General features: G+C 47.9%; 3 protein-coding genes. All 3 read right to left on the reverse strand.

The features are described from left to right. Window positions 1-964, reverse strand: a 964-nt coding sequence (ligA, locus tag VB081_RS08145; protein ID WP_323400325.1) for an NAD-dependent DNA ligase LigA, incomplete at its 3' end; no start/stop codon positions are given. A gap of 9 nt (window positions 965-973) precedes the next feature. Then, on the reverse strand, window positions 974-3151 hold the full coding sequence (locus tag VB081_RS08150) for an ATP-dependent helicase (protein WP_323400326.1): 2178 nt from the start codon (window positions 3149-3151) through the stop codon (window positions 974-976). Between the two features lie 2 nt (window positions 3152-3153). After that, on the reverse strand, window positions 3154-3453 hold the full coding sequence (locus VB081_RS08155) for a YerC/YecD family TrpR-related protein (protein ID WP_323400327.1): 300 nt from the start codon (window positions 3451-3453) through the stop codon (window positions 3154-3156). Window positions 3454-3603 lie beyond the last annotated feature (150 nt).

Consider the following 3603-nt stretch of genomic DNA (forward strand, 5'->3'; position numbering starts at 1 on the left):
TGCCCACGTCCCACGTCACATCCAGTATTTCTGTCGTCATTTCTTCCGCAGCAAATTTATAGGCGATTGCCCAGCGCGGGAATTTCTGCGTATAGCCAAGCGCCTCGCGTGTTGCAAAATCGGTGATTTTGACGACCATTCCATCGATAAGGAAATCCAGTTTGCCGCGCGTTTCTTCGGCTTCGTCAAGCGCTGCTCCCAAGTCCGCAACGTCGTCAAACACCTTTTCATAATCACTTACATGAAATTTATTGTGACGCAAAAAAGCAATCATCTCTGCGTGATCGTCAAAGTGCATCCCCTCGATATATCCGATGTTATAGATAAACGCATCCAGCTTACGCTTAGCGGTTTGCGCCGGGTCTAAATTGCGTATTGCGCCTGCCGCGGCATTTCTGGCATTTTTAAGCGGCTCCTCCGCTGTTTTGTTATATTCCTCCAACGTAGAAAGATGCATGATCACCTCACCCTGCACCTCCATTTTGCCTTTGAAATCAATTTTTAGTGGGATGGAATGAATCGTTTTCGCTTGTTCCGTGATGCTTTCCCCCACTTCTCCGTTTCCGCGTGTCGCTGCCCCAACCAGAAAACCGTTGTCATACGTCAGGTTGATGGTGAGTCCGTCAAACTTATACTCGAGAGAATAGCTCGCCGGTTTGAGTCCCAACTGCTCGATCTGCTTATTGGTACGCTGCTGCCACAGGGTCACATCTTCTAAACTCTGTGCCTTATCCAAGCTCCACAGCGGCGCAAGGTGCGTATGCTTTGCGAAACCCTCGAGCAACTTGCCGCCCACGCGCTGCGTAGGGGAATCCGGCTCGATCACACCACTTTGTTTTTCCAGCGCAAGAAGCTCGTCATACAGCCTGTCATATTCCACGTCCGCAACCGACGGATCGTCCATCACGTAGTACCGATAGGCATACTCATTCAATTTATCGATCAATTCTCTCATACGTTCCATATAAAGCCCTTATTTTAGTATTTTCAGGGATGCAAATGCAAGAAACATCTTTTTTTCGCCTACTTCATAAAAATCAACGACAGCGACCTGTGCCTCACCCGCTCCGGCAATGGACTTGATCTTTCCACGCCCGAAGGTTTTATGCTCTACGACGGTACCGACGCGGTAATCTCCGCTCACCTTCTGCGGCGCCGGTTTCTTGCCCGGAAGGATGCCGCTGAAAAGCGGTTTTGCGGAAGATTGTTCCTTACGCTCAGCGATCACCGGTCTTCTCCCCTTATTGACATGATTGATCATATCTTCATCGATCTCGTCTATAAAGCGCGACGGTACGGACGGCTGTGTACGCCCATAAAGCGTACGCATCTGCGCGTGCGTCAGATAAAGATTCTTTTTTGCGCGCGTTACCGCAACATAACACAGACGGCGTTCTTCCTCGATATTATCTTCATCGATCGCTCGCTGGCTGGGGAATATGCTTTCGTCCATTCCCGCGACAAACACAACGTCGAATTCAAGTCCCTTGGCGGCATGCATGGTCATTAGCGTTACGCCACCCCTGTCGTCCATACTGTCGAGGTCTGTGATCAGGGCGATATTCTGCAAAAAGCCCTCCAGCGTTGCCCCTTCCTCCTGGTCATAGGTATAAGCCGAGTTGATCAGCTCGGCGATATTTTCCATGCGCGCTTCGCTTTCAGGAGATTGATCTTCTTCCAGCATCGCCTTATAACCTGACAGGTCGTATGCTCGTTCCAAAATCTCATGCACCGTCAAATCGGCATAACCGTCGCTTATCCGCTCGTACATCTCGTAGAATTCATTTGCTTTTTTGTTGAGCGTCTTGTCCGGCAACAGAACATTTGCGTTTTGCATCGCTTCCAGCATAGAGATGCTGTTGTGCGCCGCCGCCTGCGCGATCGCAGTTACCTTTGCGTCGCCAATCGCACGCTTGGGCACATTGATGATACGCGTGAGCTGCAAATCCGCTGACGGATTGGCAATAATATTAAGATATGCCACCATATCCTTGATTTCCCTGCGTTCGTAAAAGCTGATACCACCGTAAATACGGTAAGGTACTGCGTACATCCGCAGCTTTTCCTCCAGAATCCTCGAAAGCGTATGGATGCGGTACAGGATCGCCATATCCGCATAGCGCGTACCCTCATCCGACAGACGCTGTATCTCGCGGGCGATCGTCTCCGCTTCCTCAAACTCACTGTTCGCCGTATAAAGAACAGGTTTATCGCCGCTCGATATTTCACTCCACAACGTCTTGCCCTTGCGTCCTTCGTTATTTTTGATCACGCAATTCGCAACATCAAGTATTTTTTTATCCGAACGGTAGTTTTGCTCCAGGCGGATGACCACCGCGCCCGGAAAATCCTTTTCAAATTCCAGAATATTACGGATATTCGCGCCGCGAAAGGCATAGATAGACTGGTCGTCGTCGCCTACGACAAATATATTGCCATAACCCTCCGAAAGTATTTTGACCAGCTTATACTGTACCATGTTTGTATCTTGATACTCGTCTACCAAAACATAACGAAACTTGTTTTGATAAAATGTACGCGCTTCCTCGTTTGTTTCAAGCAGCGTTAAGGTATTCAAAAGCAGATCGTCAAAATCCATCGCGTTCTGCTTTTTCAGCTCGCTGTGATATTTTTCGTATATCTCTCCTGCGTGCTCGGCAACAAAAGGATTCTTTGCTTGCGCATAGGTATCAAAATCGAGCGTTGTACTATCATTTTTATATTTACTGATCAGGTTCTTCATATAGCGGTCAGAATATATTTTGTCTTCTTTGAGGCCCATGTTTTCCAATATCTTTTTGATGATACGCAACGAATCATCCGTATCGTAGATCAGGTAATTGCTTGTATAGCCGACCTTATCTGCATATTTGCGCAGCATACGCATACACATCGCATGGAAGGTACTGATCCACATATCGCGCATATCCGCTACAACAATACCACCGATACGCTCTTTCATCTCCTGTGCCGCTTTGTTGGTAAATGTAATTGCCAGAACTTGCCAGGGCGCCACGTTTTTGTCGTTGATCAGGTATGCAACGCGTTCAGTCAGAACCTTTGTCTTTCCGCTTCCCGCGCCCGCAAGCACCAAAACCGCACCCTCTGTTGTATTGACTGCCTTTAGTTGTTTGTCGTTTAATCCCTGCAAAATCATTCTCCCTGTTTTTTGTTTCGTTTCAATACAAGGTCATACCCACCTGTACCATAGTTAAGGCTGCGATTGACGCGCGAGATCGTCGCTGTAGATGCTCCGGTTTTTTCCGCGATTGCGTGGCACGTTGTTTTATCGCGCAGCATCTGCGCGACCTTAAAACGCTGACCGATCGCCGAAAGTTCGGCCACGGTGCACAGATCCTCGAAAAACATATAGCATTCTTCCTCGCTTTTCAGCGACAAAACCGCGCCAAACAACGCGTTCAGTTCCTTTGATTTCAATTTCGAATCGTACATAATAAACACCTCTCAATGCAAAAATGCAGGTATAATAATCATACCTACATTTTAACACATTACTACGCGAAATGAAACCTGCAAGTTCGCCTATTCGAATATATTCCTGTATAGCGATACCGCGTCGTTGCCCATGATCGCGAGTACGAC

It is taken from the genome of Christensenella sp., assembly GCF_034927525.1.
GTDB lineage: Bacteria > Bacillota > Clostridia > Christensenellales > Christensenellaceae > Christensenella.

What these genes read in the sequence shown, in the direction of transcription:
- VB081_RS08155 (WP_323400327.1), bottom strand. Translation starts at nt 3,453, where the DNA reads ATGTACGATTCGAAATTGAAATCAAAGGAACTGAACGCGTTGTTTGGC.